Genomic DNA, 17,218 nt, shown 5'->3' on the forward strand with positions numbered 1-17,218 from the left:
GGATGTCTCGGTGAGGTGGATGTGGAGAACTCAGGACGATACCAGAGTTCCGCACCGGTGGGCACCCCCGGGCCCGCGTCCTTCCCGCCGGTTCAGGCCTGCGCGCGGGTGCGCGACAGGTGATGTAAAGACCACGTGAGCAGCACCGCGGCCACGGTCAGGCCCAGCACAAGGCCGATCCAGAAGCCGGCAGCGGCCATCGGCACGGCCGGCGTCCAGGGGAACCACGATGGCGCCAGACCCAGTACGTACCCGACCGGCATGGCGAAGCCCCAGAAGGCCAGCAGCTGGATCTGCATCGGCTGGCGCGTGACCTTGTAGCCTCGGATCGCGCTCGAGGTGGCGACCTGGGTGGCGTCCGACAGCTGGAACAGCGCCGCGAACAGCAGCAGGTGCGCGCACAGTTCCTGCACCGCCGGGTCGGACGTGTAGGCGCGCGCGATCTCCCAGCGGAACACGGCGATCAGCGCCGCCGAAATCAGCGCAAACGCGAGCGACATCGCCACCCCGACCCAGGCCACGAAGCGCGCCCGCACCGCGTCGCCTTCGCCCAGCGCGTGGCCCACGCGGGTAATCAGGCCGATGCCGAAACTGAGCGGCACCATGAACACCAGCGACGAAAAATTCAGGGCGATCTGGCTGGCCGACACCTGCACCACGCCGAAACGCGCGATCATCAGGCTGACCGCGCCGAAGGCGCTCACCTCGGCCAGGTAGGTCACGCCGATCGGCAGGCCAAGGCGCAGCATGCTGCCGATTTCCGGCCAGTGCGGGCCTTCCCACTGGCCGAACGGGTAGGTCTGGCGGTAGGCCGGGGAGATGCGGATCCAGGCCAGCATGGCGCCCAGCATGAGCCACATGCACAAGCCGGTGGCGACCGCGCAGCCGACCCCGCCCAGCTTGGGCATGCCCCAGTTCCCGAACACCAGCAGCCAGTTGACGAACACGTTGAACAGCAGCCCGAGGACGGCGATCACCATCACGGGCTTGGTCTGGTTGATGCTGGTGGTGTAGCCGTACAGGGCGCGGTAGCAGGCGAAGGCCGGCATGCCGATGCTGATCGCATGCACGAACATGGCGGCGTTGGCGGCAACGTCGGGTGTCAGTCCGATATGGTCGAACACCAGCGTCGACAGATTCGCCACCAGGCAGGCCACCAGGCCCACGCCCACGCCTTTCCAGAGCGACTGGCGCACCATGTGCGGAATGCGGCCGTACTGCGCGGCGCCGATGTCGTGCGCGACCACGCTGTTAATCGCCATCATGGTGCCCATCACGGTCACCAGGATGATCGACCAGACCGAGGCCCCGAGCGAGACGGCCGCCAGTTCGCTGGCGCTGACGTGGCCCGTCATCGCCACGTCGGCCACGCCCATGCCCACGGTGGCCAGCTGCCCGACCAGCATGGGCCAGGACAGGCGCCACAGGGCGGCAACTTCGGTACGGACGGGGGTGGGCTTGGAGAGAATGGCGGACATGGCGGAGACAATCGAGGCAAACAGCGATTCTACCGGCTATTGGCAGACAAGGTGGAGCGGCGCCGCGTAAAGACTTGTTACACATCTCACCATATGGCTACTGGCGCCGCGGCCGCGAGATGGTCACAATCGAGGCATCGCACACCAAGGACCATCCCATGCTCAAATCCCCCTTCCTGTTCGCGCTGCTGCTCGGCGCCGCCGCCTTTCCGAACCTTGCCAATGCCGGCGAACTGACCCTGTTCTCGCGCGACGGTTTCGACGGCCGCGAGATGACCGTGCGCGCTCCCACGCCCAGCCTGGTCGACAGCGGTTTCAACGACCGCGCGTCGAGCATGATCGTGCGCTCCGGACGCTGGGAGCTGTGCGAAGACGTCGGCTTCGAAGGCCGCTGCGCGGTCTACGAGCAGGGCGAGTATCCGACCCTGGAGCGCTTCGACGACCGCATCTCGTCGGCGCGCGAAATCATGCCCGAACGCGGGCACGGCGGCGGACGTCCGCACGGCGGCAGGCGCGGGATGATCGCGCTGTTCCCGGAGCGTGGCCTGGACGGCGACGCCAAACGCCTGCGGCGCGATGCCGACGACTTCGACCAGATCGATTTCAACGACAGCGCATCGAGCGCCCAGGTCCTCGACGGTACTTGGCAGTTGTGCAGCGATGCCGGCTACCGTGGCACCTGCCGCATCTTTGCGCCGGGCCGTTACGACGATCTGGGACGCGGCCTGCGCGGACGGGTGTCCTCGGCGCGCCTGCTCGACGAGGATGACGGCGGCCGCCGCGATGGCGATGTGGAGCTGTTTTCTTCGGCCGGCTTTTCCGGCCAGCGCCTCGTGCTGCGCGACGATACGCGCGACCTGACCGAGTTCGGTTTCAACGACCGCGCCGATGCCCTGATCGTGCATCGCGGCCAGTGGGAGTTCTGCAAGCATGCCGATTTCGGCGGGCGCTGCATGACCTACGGCCCCGGCCGTTACGAGCGCCTCGGCCCGATGGGCAATCTGATTTCCTCGGTGCGCCGGGTGCGCTGACGGCCTTGGCCGATACGCAAGGCAAGCGTGCGCTGCCTGCCTTGCGCGCGTTGTAGGATATTCGAAACCGATCCTGGAGCGCCGCCCGTGGAATACAAGGACTATTACAAGACCCTCGGTATCGACAAAGGCGCGTCCGCCGAGGACATCAAAAAAGCCTACCGCAAGCTGGTGCGCAAGTACCATCCCGATGTGAGCCGCGCGCCCGACGCCGACCACATGACCAAGGAAGTCAACGAAGCCTACGGCGTGCTGGGCGACGCCGACAAGCGCGCCGCCTACGACGCGCTTGGCCGCGAGCGGCGCGCGGGGCAGGAGTTCCGCCCGCCGCCCGACTGGGGATCGCGCTTCGATACCGGCGGCGCGGCCGATTCGGGCGACTTCTTTTCCGACCTGTTCGCCCACGTCGGCCGCCGCGCGCGCAGCGCCGGACAAGCCTTCCAGATGCGCGGAGAAGACATCCACGCGGCCATCACCATCGACCTGACCGACGCCTATCACGGCTCCACCCGCGCGGTGACCCTGCGCGTGCCCGAGCACGATGCGCAGGGCAGGGTGGTAACGCGCGAGCGTACCGTCAACGTCAACATTCCCAAAGGCGTGCTGCCCGGCCAGCAGCTGCGCCTGGCCGGCCAGGGCCATCCCGGCAGCGGCGGCGCCGGCGCGGGCGACCTGTTCCTGGAAATCGCCTTCCATCCCGATCCGCGCTACCGGCTCGAGGGCCGCCACGTGTACACCGGCGTGCCGGTGGCGCCGTGGGAGGCCGCGCTGGGCGCCGCCATCTCGGTGCCGACGCCGTCCGGCCAGGTCGAGGTGGTGGTGCCGGCCGGCTCGCAGACCGGGCGCAAGCTGCGCCTGAAGGGACGCGGCATACCGGGCAATCCGGCCGGCGACCTGTACCTGATGCTCGAAGTGGTGCTGCCGCCGGCCACCAGCGACAAGGCACGCGAGCTGTATCGCACCATGGCGCGCGAGATGGCCTTCAATCCGCGCGCGCAGACGGGGGGCTAAGCCATGGAAACGACCACCATCGCCGGTGTCCTGCTCGACGACGCGGCGCTCGACCTGCACGAACTGGCACGTGCCTGCGGCGTCGAGCCGGACTGGGTGGTGAGCCATGTGTGCGGCGGCCTGCTGGGCGCCGACCATATCGCCGCTCTCGGCAGCGACGAAGCGGCGCGCGCGCAGTGGCGCTTTCGCAGCGGCGATTTGCGGCGCGCGCGGCGCCTGGTGATCCTGGAGCGCGATCTCGACGCCAACGAGGAAATCGCCGCCCTCGTGCTCGACCTGGCCGACGAAGTGCGCCGCCTGCGCACGCGCCTGCTGGTGCTCGGCGCGCAGTAGCGGCCAGGCGGGCGACACGTTCGCGCGCGGCCTTCTACAATCCTCCTTCAGTCTTGACGAATACTCAATAGTGCAAAGGAGTTCATATGGAACACAACAATGGTCAGGCCCTCAAGGGCAAACGCGTCGCTGTGCTGATGACCGATGGCGTCGAGCAGATCGAATACACTTCGCCGCGTAGTTTCCTTGAGGAACACGGCGCGACAGTGACGCTGGTCTCGCCGAAAGCCAAGGGCGACAAAGTGCAGGGTTTCAACCATGCGGACAAGGCGGACAGCTTCGAGGTCGAGCTGCACGTCGGCCAGGCCTCGCCGCGCGCCTTCGATGCGCTGCTGTTGCCGGGTGGCGTATCCAATCCGGACGCCTTGCGCCTGGACAAAGCCTCGATCGACTTCATCCGCGCATTCGGCGCCGAGGAAAAGCCGATCGCCGCCATCTGCCACGGTCCCTGGACCCTGATCGATGCCGGCATCGCCAGGGCCAGGCACATGACCAGCTGGCCAAGCCTGCAGAACGATCTGCGCAACGCCGGCGCCGAGTGGACCGATGAAGAAGTGGTCATCGACGGCCGCCTGATCACCAGCCGCAAGCCGGATGATCTGCCGGCCTTTAACCAAGCCTTGCTGGCGTCGCTGGCAATCGACCCTGCGGTGGCCGATCGCGGCCTGTCGTCCTGACCGCCTGACCCGCGCGGGGCTCTGTTACGATGCGGTTCGATCGTCAACAGCGCCCCTACACATGACAACCCCGACTACCTTTCCGGGCAGCCTGCTCCGCGACTCGTCCATGGATGCGCTGGACAGCGCCAGCCGGGAGTGCTGGTGATGAACGGGGGCACTTCGTTTCCGGACGCCGTCCGGGCTTTTTGCCTGTGGGCCGAAGGCGATCTGCAGCCCGGGGCGGGGCACATGTCCATCGCGCGCCGCCATCTGGCGCGTTTGTACGCCCAAGCGCTCGATCTGCCGCAGCGCGACTGCGACTGGGGCAATGAGGCGGCCAAGGTGTCGCATGCCGAATGGCAGGCGACATTTGAGCGGATGGGCGCGCTTCCCGTCACCTATTATCCGGAGAGCGCCGATGCGCTCGATGTCGGCTGCACCGAGACGACCATGGGGGATCTCGCCGATGACCTGGCCGACATATGGCGCGATCTGAAGCACGGACTCAATCTGTTCGATGGCGGCCAGGCCGATGCCGCCGCGTACCAGTGGCGCGAGAGCTTCATCAGCCACTGGGGAAGCCATGCCGCCAGCGCCTTGTATGTCTTGCAGTGCTGGCAGGCAAGCCAACCGCGCGATGATGCGGAGGCGCCAGCCTCGCCGCCGGCGATCAAGGCGCCAGCCGTTCCAGAATCGCGTGGGCCGCTTTGATGCGCGCCGGAACCGGATAGTTTTTGTTCGCCAGCAGCACCACGCCGATCTTCTTCGCCGGCACGAATGCCACGTAGTTGCCGAATCCGCCAGTGGAACCGGTCTTGTTGAACAGGGTCGGCGCGCTTGGCGCCTTGGGCGCGCCGATGCGCGTGGCGGGATTGGCTTCCATCACCATCGTGCGCGCGTTGCCTGCCTGTAGCTGCTGCAGGCTCACGGGCCAGGGATATTGCTCCCAGCCGAGCCCCTGCACCATCGGTCCCACCTGGAAGTAGCCCACATGGGTGCCTTGCACCGCGCGCCGCGCCGGCTCGTCCAGCTGGCTTGGCGCGATGTTGACCTGCATGAAGCGGATCATGTCGGCGCTGGTCGAGCGCACGCCGTAGGCTTGCGTCGCCATGACGCCCGGGTCCATCCGGCGCGCCTGGTTTTTCTCGTCATACCCCCATGCCTGCTTGGCCATGGCGCCGGACGGCACGCGCAGGTAGCTGCTGCTCAGGCCCAGTTGCGGGAACAGCTGCTGTTCCATGGCATCGGCAAAATCGCGCTTGAGCGCCAGCGCCGTCACATGCCCGAACAGGCCCAGGCTGGGGTTGGAATAGCGCCGTTGCGTGCCGGGCGCGGCTTGCGGTGTCCATTGCCGGAAGTAGTCCGCCATCTGCTCGTCCTTTAATTCCTCCGGAAACTGCAGCGGCAAGCCGCCGGCGGTGTAGGTGCCCAGCTCGAGCACGCTCGCCTTGTCGATCGGGCTGCCTTTCAGCTGCGTCATGTAGGCGCCCGGGTGCGCGTCCAGCGCCAGTTTGCCGCTGGCCTGCGCGTACGAGGCCAGGGTCGCCGTCAGCGTCTTGCTGACCGAGCCCAGTTCGAACAGCGTCGCTTCGCTGACCGGGGTCTTGTCCTCGATCGAGGCCAGCCCGTAGTTGAAGAAATGGGCCTTGCCGTCGACCGTCACGGCCACCGCCATGCCGGGCACGCGGTGCTCGGCCATGACGGGGCGGATGGCGTCATCGACAATGGCGCGCAGGCGTGCGCTGTCGTCGTCGGCCCCGCTGGCGAACGGCGTGCAGCAGGCCGCGATGAGGGCGAGGGCGAGCCGGCGGGTGGGTTTTTTCGGCGAAGTGGACAAGGTGGTGCTTCCTTTTCTGTTTGCGGGTGATCGATGCGAAGGGCTTGCGGCTGCGCGGCCGCGGTTTATTTTTCGGCGGCCTCGGCGGCCAGCTTGCGTGCCAGCCTCGCGCGCGCACCGTCGGCGTAAGCGCGGCAGGCGTTGTTGTCGATAAAGGCGGCATTGCCCATCGTGGCCTGCTTTGCCAGGCGCTCCCACAGGCCGCTTCCTTCCGGGTGGGCCGATACCAGTACGTCACATTCGAAGGCGGCAACGGTGGCGATCGACTTGTCGAGGTCGGCGCGCGCGTGCGGGTAACTCGTGTTTGCGCTGTAGCGGAAGGGGCCGGCGCTGATTGCGTTCAGGCTGTCGGCGTACACCATGGCGGCCGTCCTGCCGCCTTCGGTCGAACGCCAGGTCCAGCTGACGCCGCCCTGCGCATGGCCCGGCGTGTAATGCGCGCTGACCGACAGCGGGCCGAGCCTGACGATGTCGCCATCCTTGATCGCGCGCGTGTTGGCGACCGTCGCCATGGCCGGCGGCAGCTCGGTGTACTGCGGGTCGCCCTTGCTCGGCTTGCCGGTACGCAGGACGCGCTCGCCTTCCACGCTAGTCAGCACGGTCGCGCCCGACAGGCGCTGCAGTTCGGCGATGCCGCCGGCGTGGTCGAAGTGCTCGTGAGAATTGAGGATGTACTTGATGTCCCCGATCTTGAATCCCAGCTGGCCGATGTGCTGCACGATCTGCACGGGCGACTTGGGACTGCCGCCATCGATCAGGATGTGCCCGGCGGGGGAGGTGATCAGCACCGAGCTCAGGCCGCGTGTGCCGACGTAGTAGGTGTTGCCGAAAATGGCGAACGGCTCTTGCGGGTCGTTCCAGTCGGCGCCCAGCGCGGGCGCGAGCGGCACGGCGGCCAGCAGGGCGGCCAGGGTGAGTTGTGTCCTTGTCTTCAAGTTGTCTCCTCGTTTCAGTGGGTGGATGGCGTGCGATTACAGTGCGATAACAGTGCGACTACAGTGCGATTACAGTGCGTCCAGGCGCGCCGGCAGGTCGCGCAGGAAAGCGCGTTTGGCGCGGCCGCCGGCTGGCTTGCCGTCCTGGCGCGGATCGAGCACCAGGCGTGCAAACACGACCGTGCGCCCGCCCTTGCTGGCCCAGCCGACGAACCAGCCGTATTCGTGTTGCTCGTCACCGCGCCCGGCCGCCAAGACCTGCGCCGAGGTGCCGGTCTTGGCGTGGATCTCCCAGCCGTTTTCCAGCGTGTCGAGTTTGATGATGCGCGAGGTCATCTCGTAGGCCTTCGGCGCCAGGCCCAGTTCGCGGTTCACCACCTTGCGCAGGAAGACGACCTGTTCGCCCGGCGAAATAGCCAGGCTGGAACTGATCCAGGACAGCGCGAGGCCGTTGTCTTTGCCGGCGTCGCCCGACACGTCCTCGTTGCCGTAGCCGAAGGCGCCGATGTAGCGCCGGAACGTCGCTTCGCCAAGCTGCGCGGTGACCTGCTGGGCGTACCACACCGTCGAATTGCGGATCCAGCTGCTCGGGTCGGTGGTGGTGCGCCAGGAGTCGACCCAGTCGGCATAGCCTTCCTTGAACGGCAAGGCCGGGGCGTGCTCGTCGCGCAGGATGCCGCTGTCGTAGCCCATCAGGCTGACGGCGATATTGAAGGTCGAGGCGGGCGTGACCCGCTGGTCGCACTGGCCTTCGTGCACCAGGCGCTGGCCGCTGGCGGCGTCGACGATCTCGGTGCAGCTGAGCACGACGGACGGCGCGCTGCCGGATCCCGCTTCCGCCACTGCGGCCGGGGCCATGCGCCATGCCAGCGCCGGCTGGAAGGCCAGGCTGCCCAGCACGATGCCCGCCAGGCTGGCGAGCGCGGCGCAACGGGCCCACGGCTTGCGCGGAGCGCCGGCCGGTTCGCGGATCAGCGCGATCCGCGCCGCCACGCTGCGCTCGCTCACCCCACCGAAGGCCAGCGCGGTGGCAAGCGTGCGGTGCTGCAGGCGCAGTTGCGCCACCAGCGCCGCCGCGTACGCCTTGCGCTGGACTTGCGGCCGTCCGCGCAGCACCTCGCGGTCGCAGCCGAGTTCCTGTGCCCAGGACAGGTTGACCCGCAGCAGGCGCATGAAGGGATTGAACCAGAGCACTGTCTGGAGCAGGACGCCGGCGCTCATCCATTGCAGGTCGCGCCGCCGCAGGTGCGTCAGTTCGTGGTCGACGATCAATTGCTGCTGCACCGGCGCCAGGCTGCGCAGGTGGCGCGGCAGCAGCAGGCGCGGCTTGATGAGGCCGAACAGCATGGGCGAGATGGGCGCGTCGACTTCGATCACGTCGGCGGCGCTTGTCCCTTGCGCCCAGCCGCCGAAGCCGTCGTGGGCGTGCAGGGTATCCATGCGGCAGCCGGTGGCGGCCAGGCCGTTGAGCATGCGCCGCGCGTGCATCAGCTTGCCAACCGAATAGCCCAGGCCGAGCAGGTAGATCAGCAGCCAGGCTTGCGCGCCTGTCGCCAGCCAGTTGTTCTCGTTCGCTGCCATGTGCCCGATGCGCCCGGCACGCGGGGCCGGTGCCGCTGCCGTTGGCGTGGCGGCGGCCGGCACGCTGGCTTGTGTCACGCGGTCGAGGTCGATCTGCGGGATGACGCGCAGTCGTTCGCTGTGCGGCAGCAAGATCACCAGGAAGGTCGCCACGATCGTGATCTGGCTCAGCAGCCACAAGGAACGTTGCGCGGCGAAGTCGGGCAGGGTGCGCCGGCACAGTGCGGTGACCGCCCAGACGGCGACGCCGGCAGCCAGGCAGCCGCCGCTGGCCAGCAGGAAGCGCAACAGCATCAGGTCGGCAGCGCTCATTGCTCGTCCCCCTTGTCGTCGGGCCAGTCGTGGAGCAGCTGTTCGAGCCGGCTGAGTTCGTCGTCGTCGACCAGCTTGCTGCCGGTGAACATGGTGACCGGCAAGGGCGCGTCCATTTCCATCACGCGCTTGCCGAAGTCGTGCGCGAAGGAGGCGAGGGTGCCGACTTTCTCCAGCACCGCTTCGTAGACTTGCACGCCGTGAAAAGTGGCTTGGCGGATGGACCCTTTTTCCAGCATCCGTTCCAGGGTTTTGCGGGTCGACGAGTAGGACCAGCCGAGCTCGGCCTCCACCTGCTGGTGGATTTCGCGCGCGCTCAGCGGCTGTTGCCGCCACAGGGACTTGAGGACGATCAGTTCGGAAATGGAAGGGGTGGCCATGGATTCTTTGAATGTGCGACGAGTGCCACCATTATGTGACAACTGTCGCATGCGCGTCAAGCGCGATGGTGCGGGCGCGCTGTTTCGCTGTCAAGATGGTCCGTCCGGCACTGCTCGATTGGGTAAAATAGAGGCCGCAGCGAAACCGTCGGAGCAATATTGTGGAGTTGGATCGTTAATGGAAGACCCTGTGCTATTGCCGTCCGACGCGACAGTCGCTGTGGCGCCGGCGCCCGATTTCGGCCTGCTGTTCCAGGCGATCCCGACGCCCTGCCTGGTCATCTCGCCCGCGCTGACCATCCTCGCGGCCAATGCGGCCTACCTGCGCCTGGTCGGGCGGGCGGCGTCGGACCTGCTTGGCTTGCACATTGTCGATGCGCTCCCGGCCAACCCGGCCGATCCGCTGGCGGACGGCAGCGCCAGGCTGCGCGCCTCGCTGGAGCGGGTGCTGGCCGGCGCCTGCGCCGACACGATGGATGTCCAGCGCTACGACGTGGCACTCGAGGCCGGCGGCAGCGTCTTTCTGCCGCGCTACTGGAAGCCGGTCAATACGCCGCTCTTGCACGCCGATGGCACGGTCCGCTACATCATTCACTCGGTCGAGGAAGCCAGCGGCGCCAATCTGACGGGTAAGAGCTCGCTGCGCGATGTGCTGGCCTTGCTGAACGAAACCTTGCGCGACCTCAAGGCGGTCGACGAGATCGCGTACGCGGCGGCCGCCATCCTCGGCGAGGCCCTCGGCGCCAGCCGGGTCGGCTACGGCACCATCGACCATGCCAGCGATTCCCTGCAGGTCGAGCGCGACTGGTGCGCACCGGGTGCCGGCACGCTGGCCGGGGTGAGCGACTTGCGCAGCGATGGTTCCTTCATCGACGATCTCAAGCGCGGCATCTTTGTCGCCATCGAGAATGTCGACCTGGACCCGCGCACGGCGGCGGCAGCGGTGGCCTTGCGCGCCCGCAGTGCCACGGCATTCGTCAACGTGCCGCTGATCGAGGATGGCGTGCTGGTGGCGGTGCTGTACATCAACGACGCGCACCCGCGCCAGTGGACGACGCAGGAGCTGGTGCTGGTCAAGGAGGTCGCCGCGCGCATCCGTACCGCCAGCGAGCGCCTGCGCGGCGTGGCCGCCCTGCGCGAAAGCGAAGCGCGCTTTCGCACCATCGCCGACGCCATGCCGCAAATGGTCTGGTCGACCCTGCCCGACGGTTACCACGACTATTTCAACGAGCAGTGGTACAGCTACACGGGCGTGCCGCGCCAGTCGACGGACGGGGAGGGCTGGAACGATATTTTCCATCCGGACGATCAGGCCCGTTCGCGCGCGGTCTGGCAAGCGTGCCTGGAAACCGGCGACACCTACGAAATCGAGTACCGGCTGCGCCACCACAGCGGCGCCTACCGCTGGGTGCTGGGGCGGGCGCTGCCGATTCGCGCCAGGGATGGCAGCATCGTGCGCTGGATGGGCACCTGCACCGACATCGACGCGCAGAAGCGCGCGGAAGACGAATTGCGCCAGGCCAGCCAGCGCAAGGATGAGTTCCTGGCCATGCTGGCGCACGAGCTGCGCAACCCGCTGGCGCCGATCAGCAGTGCGGCGCACCTGCTCATCCTGGGCAAGGCCGATCCGCAGCGCGTGCAGAAGTCGGGCGAGATCATCCTGCGCCAGGTCGGCCATCTGACCCATCTGGTCGACGACTTGCTGGACGTCTCGCGCGTCACCAGCGGCCTGGTGCAGATCGAGCGTGTCGTGATCGATCTGCAGGCGGTGCTGCACAGCGCGGTGGAGCAGGCGCGCCCGGGGATCGAGGCGCGCAGGCATCATTTGACGGTGGCGCTGCCGCCGGCGCCGATGTGCGTGCAGGGCGACAAGACGCGCCTGGTCCAGACGATCGTGAATCTGCTGAACAATGCCGCCAAGTACACGGCGCCGGGCGGCGCGATTGCCCTGTCCCTGGAGATGGCGGACGGGATGGCGTGCATCACCGTGGCCGACAATGGGATCGGCATCGGCGCCGAGCTGCTGCCGCACGTGTTCGACCTGTTTATCCAGGCCGAGCGCACGCCCGACCGCATCCAGGGCGGCCTGGGAGTCGGGCTGGCGCTGGTCCAGCGGATTGTCGAGCTGCATCAGGGTAGCGTGCAGGCCATCAGTGAGGGGCTCGGTAAAGGTTCCCGCTTCACGGTGCGCCTGCCGCTGGTGGAGGCGGCGGGGAGCGCGGATCGGGGCCGTGCCGGTGGGCCTGGCGATGCCCTTGCTGGTGCCGGCGAGGCCGCGACTGTGCCGCGAACGCGCTTGCCGACGGTGATGATCGTCGATGACAATCCCGACGGCGCGCAGTCGCTGGCGGCGCTGATCGGCGCCCGGGGGTATCGGGTGCGCGTGGTCGGCGATGGCGCCGCCGCCTTGCAGATCGCGGATGGGGAGCCGGTCGATGTGTATATCCTCGATATCGGTTTGCCCGGGATGGATGGCTACGCACTGGCGCGCCGCTTGCGCGCCACCCCGGGCGGGCGGGCCGCCACCCTGGTGGCGCTGACCGGGTACGGCAAGAAAGAGGATCGCTTGCTGGCATTGGCGTCGGGCTTCGATCATCATCTGGTGAAGCCGGTCGATATCGCAGCGCTTGAAAAAATACTGCTCAGGCGGTGATGTCGCCGCTCATGCTGTGCCGCCCGAGGCCGTCATCAACAGCACATTATTGTTTGCAGCGGCAACCAGCGTCAGATTGCGCAAGGCGCAGGTGGCGAAGCAATTGATCACATTGACGCGATGCATCGCCGCAGGCGGCAAGTCATGCATGCCGTCGATTTCATGAAAGATCGCTTCGATCAGAATCCTGGCGTCGACGATCTGCCCTTCGATATCGTGAGACTGCTGACGTACACCGTCCGCCAACGATGGTGCTCCCGGCATGTTGCCTGCTTGCGAATCCGAAACGCCGGAGCGAACATGTGTGTTGTGCATTTGCTTCCTTCTAAAAAATGCGCACCTGCTTCAAAAGGGGCGGACGCATCGCCTCCCCGTTTGCAGGACCAGGAGCCGCAGACTGCTGGTTGACGGAGAACAAGTATACGTGAACGAGTAATGGTTATCAATACTTAAATGAATTTTTCATTTGTCCGTGAATAGGTGCGGCATCAAAAAACCCGCTCATGGCGGGAATGGGTGTTGCATTTTTGCTACGCGCGAGGCCTAGATGTGCTGGCTGTCTTTCCTCACCACCCGGCCCACAATCAGGCATCCCTCACCCTGGCACAGCTTGCGGTGGTACTTGCGTTTGTCGGGATTATCCGATTCCAGCCACCACATGCCGGCGTCGCGCGACAGCCTTTTGACAACGGCCTCGCCTTCATAGTTGACCGCAAAGACGTGCCCGTCGACCGGCTTGGTATCGGCCGTGTTGACGATCAGGATATCGTCTTCGTACAGCGACGGTTCCATGCTCTGTCCGCGTACTTGAATCGCCACCAGGTGCTTCGGCGAATAACGGCACGCCTCTACCCAGCTCGCCGACACCAGCATGCTTCCGCCATCGCGCGTGTCGGGCTCCGTTTGAAATCCGGTGACGCCGGCGGACAGGCGCAGCGTCACCATGGGAATGGCAACGAAGCGCGGGTCCTCATCGCCATGCTGGAAGGCGGCAACCTCGCTCAATTCGGCAGGCTGCGCATCGGCGCGGGAGGGCCGCTTTGGGCCGTATCCCTGATGCAGCCATTGAAAATTCACCTGGCATGCCTGCGCCAGCAGGAGCAGGGTGTGCGCCTCCGGACCCTTGCTGCCGGCGCCGCGCGCAATCCGGTTGATGGTGGGCTGGGGCACGCCGGAGGCGCGCGCCAGCGCGCTCTGGGACGCGAATCCGGCATCGCGCATGGCTTCTTCTAGTCGGCTTGAGATGTTCATGCGCTGATGATACATACGCGTATAGGCGGGCGCAAGAAAATTATTTGCGAATGTATTGCCGATCTATTCGTTTATGAATAGAATGGACGCATGGAAAAAAATATTTCAACGCTCTTGATGGAAATCAAGGCCCAACAAGGCTGGACGCAAACCCGCCTCGCTGTCGAGCTGGGGACGACCCAGCCGACAGTCAACCGCATTTTGAACGGACAGGACGATTGCAAAGTCACGACGTTCAAGGCGATCTGCGCACTGCATGGCGCCTGCTTCGCGCAGGTCGCTGAACCCACCTCAATCTAAGGAATCGCATGCACATCATCGAGAACGCCGCCGGGCTCCCGGCAGGCGCAGGGGCAACTGTTGCCCAAAATTCGGCAGACGCCACCAGCGCCAGCGTTGCAGCGCTGCGCGAACAGCTAGCCGAACTCCAGGCGAGCCTGGCCGAGTCCGTGGCCGACAACGCCATGATGGGCCGGGTCTTCGACGCCGACGACCGGCTCGAGGCAGCCATGGCCGACGCCTGCCGCCAGCGCGCGCTGGCGGAAAACGCCGAGCGCACCCTGGCGGCCAGGAGCGGCGAGTTCATCGAGCGCGCGCGTGCCGTCGTCTACTGGAAAAACCGTGCCGCGAAGGCCGAAAAAGAACTTGCTAAAAGGAAGGCGGCCGTATGAATCACCTCAACGATGGGCGCGCCCGGTTTCCCGCGCCGCGCCCGTTCCAGGCGTCCGCGCGCGAACGCCTGCGCGCCGGGTTCGCGGCCGGGCATCGCTGCCAGATGGTGATGAGTCCCACCGGTTCCGGCAAAACGATCCTGGCCATGTTCCTGATCCGTGAATCGCTCATGCGCGGCAAACGGGTCATCTTCGTCGCCGACCGGCGTACGCTGATCAACCAGACCTCGGCCGTGGCCGATTCGCTGGGGCTGCTCTCGCACTCGGTCCTGATGGCGGGGCACTGGCGCTTCAATCCGTCGCTGCCATTCCAGATCGCCAGCGCGCAAACGCTGGCGCGCCGCTCCTGGCCGGACGCCGACCTGATCATCATCGACGAATCGCACACCCAGCTCAAGGCGTGGACCGATCACATCGTGCACTGCCGCGCCGCCGTGATCGGACTGTCGGCCACGCCGTTCAGCAGCGGCCTGGGCAAGCTGTTTTCGAACCTGGTCAATGCCACCACGATGCGCGAACTGACCGCTGCCGGCGTGCTGGTGCCGATGCGCATCCTGTCCTGCACCAGGGTCGACATGCGCGGCGCGGCCACCGCCGGCGGCGAATGGACCGAGGGCGCCGCGCAGGAACGCGGCATGCAGATCGTCGGCAACGTGGTGCAGGAGTGGCTCAGGCATGCCGAGGACCGCAAGACCATCGTCTTCGGCGCCACCATCGCCCACTGCGAGGCGATGGCGCGCGAGTTCAACGCGGCCGGCGTGATGGCGATGGTGTTTACCGCCGATACCACCGAGGCCGAACGCAAGGAGATCCTGGACGACTTTCGCGGCGCCGGCGCGATGCTGCGCGTGCTGGTGTCGGTCGAGGCGCTGGCCAAGGGCTTCGACCAGCGCGATGTGAGCTGCGTGTGCGACGTGCGCCCGCTGCGCAAGTCGCTCTCGACCGCGATCCAGATGTGGGGCCGCGGCCTGCGCGCCTCGCCCGACACCGGCAAGACCGACCTGCTGCTGCTCGACTTCAGCGGCAATATCGTGCGCTTCGCGGCGGACTACGAAACGATTTACCACGATGGCCTGGACGCGCTCGATCAGGGCGAACGCCTGGACAGGATCGTGCGCGAGGATGGCGCGACCGGGCACGATCATGCGGCCGGATGTCCGCAGTGCGGCTACGCGGCATTCCGGCGGCGCTGCATGGCCTGCGGCTTCCAGATGGCCAGGCCGAACCTGATCGAGCACGAAGCGGGGGTGATGGCCGAATTCAAGGTGGGCAAGGCGAGCGCGGGCGACGCGCTGGCGGTGTGGGAGCAGGCTGTCACGCTGTGCCGCAGGCAGGGCCGGCCGGAAACGGCAAGCCGCCGCGCCTGTCACCTTTTCAGGAGCATCACCGGGGCCGAACCGACCGGGCTGGCGCCGTTCGACGCTATTGCCGACGTCCCCGTTTCAAGGGCCGTCATGAACAAGGCCAAGGCGAACGCGATCGCGTATCGGGCAGGTGCGCGATGAGCATCCAAAAAGCCATCGCGGCACTGGCCTTCGTCCCCGCGCACGAGCGCGACACCTGGGTGCGCATGGGCATGGCCATGAAGGCCGGCTTCCTCGAGGACGGCTTCGTCCCGTGGGATGCCTGGAGCCAGGGCGCGGACTCGTACAACGCGCTGGCGGCCAGGGCGGTGTGGCGCAGCATCGGCGCAGCCGGCAAGGTCGGCATCGGCACCCTGTACTACGAGGCCGCCGCCAACGGCTGGCGCGACCACGGCCCGCCGCGCGGCCCGCTCGGCGCGCACGCGCTGGCGCAGCGGCAGCGCGAACGCGAGGCCAGGGCGGCGGCCGTGGCGGCCGAGCAGGCGCGCAAGGAGCGCGGCTACCGCCAGGCGGCCGTCCACGCGCAGCGCCTGATCGACCGCTGCTCCATGAAAACGCATTACTACCTGAACGCCAAGGGCTTGCCCGCCGTGCTGGCGCTGGTGTCCGACACCACGCTGATCGTGCCGATGCGCGATCTCGACACCAACGCGTTGCGGGGAATCCAGAGCATCGCGTGGATCCCCGAGGAGCGGCGCTGGGAAAAGAAGATGGCCCCGGGCATGCGCGCGCGCGGCGCCGTGCTCAGGCTGGGCAAGCAGCGGGCCCCGGAGACCTTCCTGTGCGAGGGCTATGCCACCGGGCTGAGCATCGACATGGCGCTGCGCAGGCTGCGTTTGAACGCTTCTGTGCTGGTGTGTTTCAGCGCCGCGAACATGGCGCATGTGGCCGCGCTGCTGCGCGGACCGCGGTTTGCGATTGCCGACAACGATGCGTCCGGCGCCGGCGAGGCAGCGGCCAAAAAGACCGGCCTGCCGTATGCCATGAGCGAGGTCGTGGGCGAGGACGCCAACGACCTGCATCAGCGCGCCGGCATCGTGGCCCTGTGCAAGCTGCTGATCGATGTGCGAAGGAGGACAGGCTGATGGCCAATCCCTGGTTTCGCATGTATGCCGAGTTTGCCCACGATCCGAAAGTGCAGATGCTGCCGGAGGCCATGCAGCGCCGCTACCTGATGCTGATGTGCATGCGTTGCAGTAACGGACTCGTCACGTTACATGAAACGGAAATCGCGTTTCACCTGCGTATCAGCGAGCAGGAACTGAGCGCGACGAAGGAGCTGTTCATGGCGCGCGGCTTCATCGACGAGCGCTGGAACCTGCTCAATTGGGACAAGCGCCAGTTCCTCTCCGACAGCAGCGCGGCAAGGGTCGCCAAGCACCGGGCAGCGAAGAAAAAAGTGGCGGGCCTGGCGCTGTAACGGCGACGTAACCTTACTTCAACGGAAATGTAACGCCCCAGATACAGATACAGAGACAGAGACAGAGACAGAAACAGATACAGAAGCAGAAGCAGAAGCAGAGATGACGGCGCTCCACGCGTCATCAGACCCAACCCCGTTCCAAGAACCAGGTTCAAGAACAAGATCCACGGCCACTGCCAGGTCAACAGCGCTGCGCCTGGTTCACTTACTGAGATTGAAGGAAAGCCCCATGCAACATCGACACGCGCACCATGCGACGCAGCCGGCCCACCGGCCTGGCGTGCGCAATCCTGCCTTCC

18 protein-coding genes are annotated in these 17,218 nt (G+C 66.5%); 11 read left to right on the top strand and 7 right to left on the bottom strand.

Annotated elements, in window-relative coordinates; translation table 11 throughout:
- Nucleotides 1-92: 92 nt before the first annotated feature.
- The gene (locus EJB06_RS26150) at nt 93-1,478 is read right to left on the bottom strand and encodes an MATE family efflux transporter (RefSeq protein ID WP_126076971.1); all 1,386 of its coding nucleotides are present in this window, start codon (nt 1,476-1,478) and stop codon (nt 93-95) included.
- Nucleotides 1,479-1,636: 158 nt separating this feature from the next.
- Here EJB06_RS26150 and EJB06_RS26155 point away from each other — a divergent pair, with 158 nt between their 5' ends.
- From EJB06_RS26155 to EJB06_RS26175, 5 genes are all read left to right on the top strand, one after another.
- The gene (locus tag EJB06_RS26155) at nt 1,637-2,509 is read left to right on the top strand and encodes a beta/gamma crystallin family protein (protein ID WP_164558045.1); all 873 of its coding nucleotides are present in this window, start codon (nt 1,637-1,639) and stop codon (nt 2,507-2,509) included.
- Nucleotides 2,510-2,596: 87 nt separating this feature from the next.
- Complete coding sequence (locus EJB06_RS26160; RefSeq protein ID WP_126076973.1) at nt 2,597-3,520, top strand: DnaJ C-terminal domain-containing protein; 924 nt, start codon at nt 2,597-2,599, stop codon at nt 3,518-3,520.
- Nucleotides 3,521-3,523: 3 nt separating this feature from the next.
- Nucleotides 3,524-3,853: a chaperone modulator CbpM gene (locus EJB06_RS26165; protein ID WP_126076974.1), complete on the top strand. Its 330-nt coding sequence runs from the start codon at nt 3,524-3,526 to the stop codon at nt 3,851-3,853.
- Between the two features lie 86 nt (nt 3,854-3,939).
- Nucleotides 3,940-4,530 (top strand): type 1 glutamine amidotransferase domain-containing protein, encoded by a 591-nt coding sequence (locus EJB06_RS26170; protein WP_126076975.1) that lies wholly within the window; start codon nt 3,940-3,942, stop codon nt 4,528-4,530.
- Between the two features lie 147 nt (nt 4,531-4,677).
- Nucleotides 4,678-5,223, top strand: coding sequence for a DUF5063 domain-containing protein (locus tag EJB06_RS26175; RefSeq protein WP_126076976.1), 546 nt, complete (start codon nt 4,678-4,680; stop codon nt 5,221-5,223).
- On the opposite strand, the gene ampC is transcribed toward EJB06_RS26175, so the two are convergent.
- From ampC to EJB06_RS26195, 4 genes are all read right to left on the bottom strand, one after another.
- On the bottom strand, nt 5,183-6,349 hold the full coding sequence (ampC, locus tag EJB06_RS26180; RefSeq protein WP_229427294.1) for a class C beta-lactamase: 1,167 nt from the start codon (nt 6,347-6,349) through the stop codon (nt 5,183-5,185). The genes EJB06_RS26175 and ampC overlap by 41 nt on opposite strands.
- A 65-nt stretch (nt 6,350-6,414) precedes the next feature.
- On the bottom strand, nt 6,415-7,284 hold the full coding sequence (gene bla, locus EJB06_RS26185; RefSeq protein WP_229427295.1) for a subclass B3 metallo-beta-lactamase: 870 nt from the start codon (nt 7,282-7,284) through the stop codon (nt 6,415-6,417).
- Between the two features lie 69 nt (nt 7,285-7,353).
- Nucleotides 7,354-9,177 (bottom strand): class D beta-lactamase, encoded by a 1,824-nt coding sequence (gene blaOXA / locus EJB06_RS26190; RefSeq protein WP_126076977.1) that lies wholly within the window; start codon nt 9,175-9,177, stop codon nt 7,354-7,356.
- Nucleotides 9,174-9,557 carry a BlaI/MecI/CopY family transcriptional regulator gene (locus EJB06_RS26195; RefSeq protein WP_126076978.1) on the bottom strand — a complete coding sequence of 128 codons (384 nt, stop codon included), beginning with the start codon at nt 9,555-9,557 and terminating at the stop codon, nt 9,174-9,176. The genes blaOXA and EJB06_RS26195 overlap by 4 nt, the downstream gene beginning before the upstream one ends.
- A 178-nt stretch (nt 9,558-9,735) precedes the next feature.
- Between EJB06_RS26195 and EJB06_RS26200 the strand changes: the two genes are divergently transcribed.
- Complete coding sequence (locus EJB06_RS26200) at nt 9,736-12,210, top strand: hybrid sensor histidine kinase/response regulator (RefSeq protein ID WP_164558046.1); 2,475 nt, start codon at nt 9,736-9,738, stop codon at nt 12,208-12,210.
- Between the two features lie 9 nt (nt 12,211-12,219).
- Here EJB06_RS26200 and EJB06_RS26205 read toward each other — a convergent pair whose 3' ends face one another.
- Together EJB06_RS26205 and EJB06_RS26210 are read right to left on the bottom strand one after the other, a co-directional pair.
- Nucleotides 12,220-12,525 carry a hypothetical protein gene (locus EJB06_RS26205; RefSeq protein ID WP_126076980.1) on the bottom strand — a complete coding sequence of 102 codons (306 nt, stop codon included), beginning with the start codon at nt 12,523-12,525 and terminating at the stop codon, nt 12,220-12,222.
- Nucleotides 12,526-12,753: 228 nt separating this feature from the next.
- Nucleotides 12,754-13,461 (bottom strand): XRE family transcriptional regulator, encoded by a 708-nt coding sequence (locus EJB06_RS26210; protein ID WP_164558047.1) that lies wholly within the window; start codon nt 13,459-13,461, stop codon nt 12,754-12,756.
- A gap of 90 nt (nt 13,462-13,551) precedes the next feature.
- On the opposite strand from EJB06_RS26210, the gene EJB06_RS26215 reads away from it, so the two are divergent.
- Genes EJB06_RS26215 through EJB06_RS26235 form a run of 5 tightly spaced genes read left to right on the top strand, consistent with a single transcriptional unit; the run spans nt 13,552 to nt 16,916 of the window.
- A complete protein-coding gene (locus EJB06_RS26215; protein WP_126076982.1) occupies nt 13,552-13,761 on the top strand; it encodes a helix-turn-helix domain-containing protein in 210 nt (69 codons plus the stop codon).
- A gap of 8 nt (nt 13,762-13,769) precedes the next feature.
- Complete coding sequence (locus tag EJB06_RS26220; RefSeq protein WP_126076983.1) at nt 13,770-14,132, top strand: hypothetical protein; 363 nt, start codon at nt 13,770-13,772, stop codon at nt 14,130-14,132.
- Nucleotides 14,129-15,637 (top strand): DEAD/DEAH box helicase, encoded by a 1,509-nt coding sequence (locus EJB06_RS26225; protein ID WP_126076984.1) that lies wholly within the window; start codon nt 14,129-14,131, stop codon nt 15,635-15,637. The genes EJB06_RS26220 and EJB06_RS26225 overlap by 4 nt, the downstream gene beginning before the upstream one ends.
- Entirely contained in the window at nt 15,634-16,581 is a 948-nt protein-coding gene (locus EJB06_RS26230; protein ID WP_126076985.1) for a PriCT-2 domain-containing protein, read from the top strand. The genes EJB06_RS26225 and EJB06_RS26230 overlap by 4 nt, the downstream gene beginning before the upstream one ends.
- Nucleotides 16,581-16,916 (top strand): hypothetical protein, encoded by a 336-nt coding sequence (locus EJB06_RS26235; protein ID WP_126076986.1) that lies wholly within the window; start codon nt 16,581-16,583, stop codon nt 16,914-16,916. Before EJB06_RS26230 ends, EJB06_RS26235 begins: the two co-directional genes overlap by 1 nt.
- The last annotated feature ends 302 nt before the right edge of the window (nt 16,917-17,218 follow it).

Origin of the sequence: Massilia atriviolacea, assembly GCF_003953935.1 — a bacterium.
Lineage (GTDB): Bacteria > Pseudomonadota > Gammaproteobacteria > Burkholderiales > Burkholderiaceae_D > Telluria_A > Telluria_A atriviolacea.